7 protein-coding genes are annotated in these 7,136 nt (G+C 32.9%); all 7 read right to left on the bottom strand.

All coding sequences use genetic code 11. The features are described 5' to 3' along the window. Window positions 1-119: 119 nt before the first annotated feature. The 7 genes from R7R78_RS10980 to R7R78_RS10950 are packed head-to-tail and all read right to left on the bottom strand — an operon-like array spanning window position 120 to window position 7,131. Complete coding sequence (locus tag R7R78_RS10980) at window positions 120-875, bottom strand: glycosyltransferase family 2 protein (protein ID WP_225473546.1); 756 nt, start codon at window positions 873-875, stop codon at window positions 120-122. A 44-nt stretch (window positions 876-919) separates the two neighbouring features. Then, a complete protein-coding gene (locus R7R78_RS10975) occupies window positions 920-1,675 on the bottom strand; it encodes a hypothetical protein (RefSeq protein ID WP_187568384.1) in 756 nt (251 codons plus the stop codon). After that, entirely contained in the window at window positions 1,672-2,790 is a 1,119-nt protein-coding gene (locus tag R7R78_RS10970; RefSeq protein ID WP_225473543.1) for a glycosyltransferase, read from the bottom strand. Before R7R78_RS10970 ends, R7R78_RS10975 begins: the two co-directional genes overlap by 4 nt. Next, window positions 2,791-3,933, bottom strand: coding sequence for an EpsG family protein (locus R7R78_RS10965; RefSeq protein ID WP_225473541.1), 1,143 nt, complete (start codon window positions 3,931-3,933; stop codon window positions 2,791-2,793). Window positions 3,934-3,935: 2 nt separating this feature from the next. After that, a complete protein-coding gene (locus R7R78_RS10960) occupies window positions 3,936-5,162 on the bottom strand; it encodes a lipopolysaccharide biosynthesis protein (RefSeq protein ID WP_225473540.1) in 1,227 nt (408 codons plus the stop codon). 11 nt (window positions 5,163-5,173) lie between these two features. After that, window positions 5,174-6,256 carry a glycosyltransferase gene (locus R7R78_RS10955; RefSeq protein ID WP_225473539.1) on the bottom strand — a complete coding sequence of 361 codons (1,083 nt, stop codon included), beginning with the start codon at window positions 6,254-6,256 and terminating at the stop codon, window positions 5,174-5,176. Continuing rightward, complete coding sequence (locus tag R7R78_RS10950) at window positions 6,253-7,131, bottom strand: glycosyltransferase family 2 protein (protein WP_225473538.1); 879 nt, start codon at window positions 7,129-7,131, stop codon at window positions 6,253-6,255. The genes R7R78_RS10955 and R7R78_RS10950 overlap by 4 nt, the downstream gene beginning before the upstream one ends. Window positions 7,132-7,136: the final 5 nt, after the last annotated feature.

Raw genomic sequence — 7,136 nt, 5'->3', positions numbered from 1 at the left:
CTTTAAAATACAAAACGCCCGATGAAGTACATCGAGCGTTTTAGTTAAAAAGTGTCAACCCATATCAGGACGGGTCAGTCATTTTATGATGATCGGCAACTTACTCGTCATATAGTTCACTATGACTTTCTTTTCGAGCGATGTTTCATCGTGCCTTTTACGGCATAGACTGAAAAGGTAAACATGCTTCTCGGTATGTTCAATCCCACAACGTCTCTGTAGAAGCGCCATTGATATGACAATACACTGAATTTATTTGATGTCATGCCAGTATCCATACGGTACTTCGCTAACGTCTTAGGTAAGCAATAAGCTTTTGGAGTATCTTTTAAGATTTCCAGCCATAGCCCCATATCCTGACGCTTTCGAATCAAGGGCATATAACGCTTACCTAATACCTTAGTATCATAAACCGCCGTCAGGCAGCCAATGACATTACTGTACATCAACTTCTTATAAGTCGTATACTCAGGTGCAGTGACGACATTCAATTCTTCGTCACTATTAAAACGACTATAGTGCGTGTAGGTCAGCGGATAATCATTTTCGAGCATGAACGCGATTTGCTCTGACAGTTTATCTTCTGTCCAGAGGTCATCCGAATCCAAAAAGGCAATAAAGCGGCCTTTTGCCTTTTCTATCGCGAAATTACGACTTGCGCCAGCCCCTTGGTTTTTTTCATTCTGGTAAACATGGATATTGTCGTATTGCGCTGCAAAGCCAGTGATCACTTCCCAAGTTTTATCCGATGATCGGTCATCTACGATTATCAACTCCCAATTTTTATACGCCTGAGCCAATACACTTTCGATACTTTCTTCAATCGTTGTTGACGAATTAAAGCTGGGCATAATCACAGATACTAAGGGTTGCATTTAGCCACTCCTTCTTTAAAGTTAGTACAGAAAGATTTTATAATTTAAAGTGACTTATCAAACTGTTCCAACTCTTCATTACTTCCATGTTGGAAATACATATACTGGCTTGAGAAGTCAATTGGTCGAGTTCTCCCATAACCGAAAGGAACGATATTAAAGCTAGGCCAATATCTAAGAACTTTACCTATACCTCGCAACTTAAAAATAAACTCAGGCAAAAGTGAAAGGAATCGACTTGAAGCAATTGCAAATTTATTTTCTGGTGCAATTTTATTACAGCTACTCTTTATTTTGCTCATTCGATTTATAAATGGGATATAACCATCTTTTCTAATTACGAAAAAAGACTGCTGGGTTGCATAAGGAGTGCCTTTTCCAGTGCCAAACATATACGGCTTGGTCATTTTGCTAATCGCGTACTCTACAATGCCATCCCCTTTTATTACTGCATCCTGCTCTATATATACGCAATAGTCTGCATCACATAAGTACGCGTAGTAAACTCCCATGAGATGAGCTCGAGTTACACCACACATCAACCCAGTATGATTAGTTGAATGTCCATAGTTTTTGTCTAGCGATAAAAACTCAATACCTTTGCCTTCATAGTTCGGCTTGACTGGTGATGCAGAGTCAATTATCAGCACTTTTTCTGGATTAGTGTAAGTGTCGATACATTGAAACCACTTATCATGAAATGCACTGGTTCGTAGAGTATCATCACCGAGATAAACATCTCTTTGGTCAGTTCGCGAACTCTCATCACACCACCACCCAGAATAAATAATATATTTCACCTTTCCCTCTCAATTACATTAATGATTTTTTCTATGGCAATCTCTCTACCATATACTTCAATAACCTTGTTCTTCAATTCATTTATATCGTTTAACTGCTTTTTATGTTCAGACTTTAAAATAATCTCAGATAACTCTTCTACAGCAATTTCCCGATTAAGGCTAGGATCAGAAAATGAGTTATCATCAGTCATTTCATTAAAATGACTAATTATCTCCGAAGGGCCATACTTGCATTTCGAGACACGGACCTGACAGCCATAAATCAACCCTTCTAAAACGACTAATCCAAACCCCTCTAAATAAGAAGGAACTATAAGATAGTCGGAATAATAGAAATACCTATCAACATCTTCTTTCTCCCCCCAAAACTCAACTAAATGGCTAACTTCTAACTCATGAGCTAATAACTCAAGATTTCTTCGTTCTTTTCCATCGCCGACAACCCAAAACTTCTTGTTTACTAATTTAGATTTTCTATTTGCAAGACCAATAGCATCAATGAAAACGTCTGCACCTTTAATTTTATTCAATCTACCAACAAAAGAGATTATTACCTTTGAGTCTAGGCTTAACATATCATCGTCGCCATACTCAACAACTTCCCTATCATTAATGTAGTTTTCAACTAAATGTACATTATTTAATTTATAGTGTTCCTCAAGCTCGTTTTTTACACCTTTAGAAACACAAATATATGGCAATTGCCTCATTTTTGAAATTAGCATTGAGATCTTTATTAGAAGTCTTGCGATAAAGCTTCTTGTTTTGTATGCTTCAGATGGAACCGTATGGATAGAGCAATATATATCCCATGTTCCAAAAAAAGATGATATTATATTAATAAAGTTCGCTCTCTCCATATAAGACAAAACCACATCTGGTCTTATCATTCTTAACTTTCGCAAACAGAATAGCACATCCGCAATAAGGTTCGAACAACTCCCAGTGATAAGCCGAACAGAAGGGTTAACTGTTTGCTTTATAATTTTCCCTTTAGGAACGATAAGGTAAACCTCATATCCGGCCGATGATAAATCATTAGCATTTTCAACTGCTACTTTCTCCCCCCCTCCGACTGTCAAGGTAGGTATAATTATCGATATCTTTTTCATTTAATAACCAATATTCAAAGGATTTAAATACATTAAACCTATTTTTTCAGGAGGTAAAGAATAGAAACAAAAAATTAAATAGCTAATTACCAAATATAGAGACAACATAAAGTATAGTTTTTTACTTGAGTAAATCATCACAAAGTATAGATACACTGTAAATATAAATGATGTTGCTAAATAAAATCTATAACTAAAAGCCACTCCAATCGTCAATGAGTAAATAAACACAGACAAAATATAAGCACGACGCCAGAAACTCACTACGTTATGTTTATTTAAATGTAATTTAGATAAAAAGAAGAAAACAAAGAACTGAATGAATATTTCAAGCGAAACTCTTGAGGTTTGTAACAAGTACACTGAGTCACTATTATTAAACTCAGTAACATCTGCCGTAAAATACCTTAGTGGTCTAGCCATAGCTTCTGGAATAAATGGCTTCAAGTAATCAACTACTAGAACTCTAATGATAGACTTGAAAAGATGAAAATCAAAAACAAACGATATAAGAATACTAACAGCACAAATTAAAATGAGTACTTTTTCTAACTTAACTTCCTTTTTAAAGATAGATAGATAAATCAAGACAGGATAGTAAATAATAGCAGAAGTATGAAACAAACAAGCAATTGTCACGGATGTAAATGACAATAATACATTTCTATTTGAAAGGGCATAAAAAGCTAAGATTAAAAATGGAATGCTAATTCCATTTTTGTAAATACCACTCCAAGTAAGCAATGCGAAAGAGTTGAATAGCAACAACATGAATGCCAGCAGTCTATTTTCTTTGCAGACATATGAGAATGTAAGAAGTTGAAGAATAAAGCAACTGAAAGATAAAATACTAACATAGGCGCTTGGAGAAAAGCCTAAAAATTTAATAAACTCAGTATACAAACCGAACAATGGTTCTAATCGATAGTAGTCAACTTGACTTAGATATCGATTAAAGTACTCTAATATGTCACCACCTGTAATTGGCTTATTAAATAAAAACACTAAAATAGCGAATAAATAAAACAGAACGTATAATAGTGAAAAAATCCTAAAATTTCTAATATTGATACAAAAAAACATTAAAAAATAAGGAACAATAAAGATCATCACATTATAAAAAGGCATCGCTAGATATGACATCGTTAAGCCCCGAACTGGCAAGTAACTTTAAGTCTATATGCAATTAAAACACCAACTTGCAAAAATAATGATAATGATGTGGCTAATATTAGGCTCTGTGTAAGATAACTCAACAGAGATAACATTATAAAAAATACAAAATTAGCCAATAGTACAGCCTTTCCATTTGTAACATTTTTACCAAAAGATACTAAAAGATAGTTCAATATACTGAATGTTAGAGCTAAGACCTCAATACCTAAAATAGACAAAAAGTAAAACTCAATGTTATTAAAGTCTGAATCTCTAATACTACTAAAGAAATCAAGATTAAAGCTGAATATACTAACATATATAGAAATGCCAAGAGATACACATATCAAAAACGTTGCTAACATACATTTCAAAACAATATTTATTTTTCTATCAGACTTTACATTGACTATTTCAGGAAACATGACTTGATTAAGAGGAGAGACGACTCGTCCCAGTATTGATACGTACTTTCTTATCAACTTATATATCCCAACCGATTCTGCACCAAAGAAATAGTTTACAACATATGTATCTAACGTACTGACAGGTAGATCAAAAACAGTTGTTAAATTAATTTCAGCTCCCTTTTTAATTGTAGAGCTATCAAATTTAAACAATGAAATATAACCTCCAGAAAGATAGCTAGAATATAAATTGAGGAAAATAAAATATATCATTTCACTTATAACAAAAACACAGACAACATCTATAAACTTCATGTCAAGATAACTATTCATTAAATAAATAGCCAATAACCTTGAAGCTGATAGAGCCACATTAAACATAGATAGCGTGCCATACATGTCTCGTTGTCTTAACACAACATATGCTGAGTCATAATTTCTAAATAGAATTAAAGAGAGATATATAATGATACCGACGTATAACTCAAAGTCTAACCCCACCGATAAGTAGCTTATATAAGCAAGGCTAGTAGAAAATAAAAATGCGATAATATTAATCGAATTGTTAATTCCGTAAAGTTTTTTTATGTCATTAACTTCATATTTAGACTGCGAAATATAATATTGCCATCCTCTTATATTAAAAACTTGTTCAACTAACAAATAGGCAGTTTGACATAAAATAAAATAACCAAACCCTTCTAGACCAATATATCGAGATATGATGGACAAATTAACCAGAGATAATATTGATGCTAGTGTATTACCACTCAAAAATTTAGTGAAACTTTTTAGTACTTTAAAATTCATTAGTTTAAGATCTATCTAAGCTTGTCAAAATAAACGCTTATACCGGAAGCTATAGATTTAACTCTTTTTTTTACCACTCCCTTATTGCCGAAGTAGATATGATCCATCCATTCATCGAATATGTTATCAATCGATAGTTCTTGTCTTTTTTTGTGGTTATCAAAGATATGTGCTTCAAGTTTTGTTACATTAGGAAAAGACTTCGACCCATCAATGAATAATGATTCGCTTTGTCCCCCTCGATTTAGAGTTAAAACTGGTGTTTTTACACTCTGCGCTTCCAGAAACGCAATAGAAAAGCATTCAGCTGCGCCTTTTTCGTTCAAACCGGAAATAAAGTAATCACATTTTTCTATAACTGGGAGCATTTTGCTTTTTTCAGTTAAACCATAAAATTTAACTTTTTTATCTATATTGCCATTTTCATCCAAAATACAATCAATAAAACTAGCCTCGTATTCTTTATCTACAACCTTAGTGATACCAATATCATTTGACTCTTTCCCATAAATGTTACCACTTCCAAAAATATGCAAATTAATATCAAGTCCCTTATCTGATAACCGCTTCCACATATATATTAGATTATGTAATCCTTTTTCTTTTTTTAACGCACCAGAGAATGCTACATTTAATTCATTTGAAAAGTTAAAAGGATTATGAATATATGTTGAATTAAAAAATGTATTAGACTTCAGCATAGTAAACATTTGATAGGCAGAAACACAAACAATACCATTTAATTTTTTTTCTTTAATTAGCTCCAACATATTATTCGTTCTTTCGTAGTTATGAAGCCAATAATAACTCTTTGAAAATTTCATCGCATTAGATTTAATCAACTTCCCGGCCGCACCGACAAATATTGACACACAGTCTCTAAAGTCAACTTTATTCAGTTCTTGAATGTTTTCATAGTTCACATTATCTCTGCAGTCAGCATTTCCTTTGTGATACACCGTGACTTTATGAGAATTGTTAAATTTATCAACTAGCTTTAATGCTGAGTATAATGTACCAGAGCATGGTTTTTTTAAAACTTCATCATGGAATACAACATTATCTTCATTTAAAATAAATGCAATCTCTCTCATTTCAATACCTTAATTATAGATGCTACAAGTCTTTTAGGTGTTGCGTAAACTAACATTGGTAACTCTTTGACTATAGATAAGATAGCTTTTGTTTTATTCCCCGAGTTAAACACATCGTTGATAGCACCAATTCTAGCATTAGCTAAATATCGTTTTTGAGAAATAGGACTTTTATGATTAAAACGTCTTTTTATGAACTTTAATTCTTGAAATCTTTTATAGTTATCACAGACTCTTTCGGTTTCATCTAAAATATATAAAGCACAAACTTTATTTGAAAATGCTACAACAACATCTTTTGAGAATATACGGTACCAATAGTCTTGATCAGCCCCTAATTTATCGCCAAAATAAAACAACCCAACTTTAGATATCGCACTTTTTTTTATACAAACAGATGATGAAGTTAAAATCATATCACCTAATGTCTCATTCACTTGTTCAAAATAATTATCAATCAAGCCATGACGTTCATTCCAAATTGAGTGTACGGGTTCGTCATAATGATTCTCTTTTACTCTAGCATACTTCGTACAAAAAACTTCAGCAGCTGGATATTTGGTTGATAGGTTATACACCGTAGATAAGAAGTCGCTCTTCCACAAATCATCTGCATCTAAAAAAGCAACACTCTCATATCTAGAGTTTAAAATACCTATATTTCGTGCATCTGATTCGCCGCCATTTTTTTTCCTAATTAATCTAACTCTATCATCTTGTACTTCTAGAACACGTTGGACACTATCATCGGTGGAACCATCATCTACAACCACAACTTCAAAAGGAAACTTATAGTCCTGATCCAGTATGCTTGATATTGTTTTATTTATTGATTGTTCTTTATTGTACATTGGAATTACAACAGAGATATTCAAACTAC

It is taken from the genome of Vibrio sp. 2134-1 (assembly GCF_033339495.1).
Note: the sequence above shows the minus strand (reverse complement) of the source record. Positions and strands in the feature narration are given on the sequence as shown.

Excerpts from the sequence above, each read along its gene's own strand:
- R7R78_RS10980 (WP_225473546.1), bottom strand. The coding sequence starts at position 875 with ATGCAACCCTTAGTATCTGTGATTATGCCCAGCTTTAATTCGTCAACA.
- R7R78_RS10970 (WP_225473543.1), bottom strand. The coding sequence starts at position 2,790 with ATGAAAAAGATATCGATAATTATACCTACCTTGACAGTCGGAGGGGGG.
- R7R78_RS10965 (WP_225473541.1), bottom strand. The coding sequence starts at position 3,933 with ATGTCATATCTAGCGATGCCTTTTTATAATGTGATGATCTTTATTGTT.
- R7R78_RS10960 (WP_225473540.1), bottom strand. The coding sequence starts at position 5,162 with ATGAATTTTAAAGTACTAAAAAGTTTCACTAAATTTTTGAGTGGTAAT.
- R7R78_RS10955 (WP_225473539.1), bottom strand. The coding sequence starts at position 6,256 with ATGAGAGAGATTGCATTTATTTTAAATGAAGATAATGTTGTATTCCAT.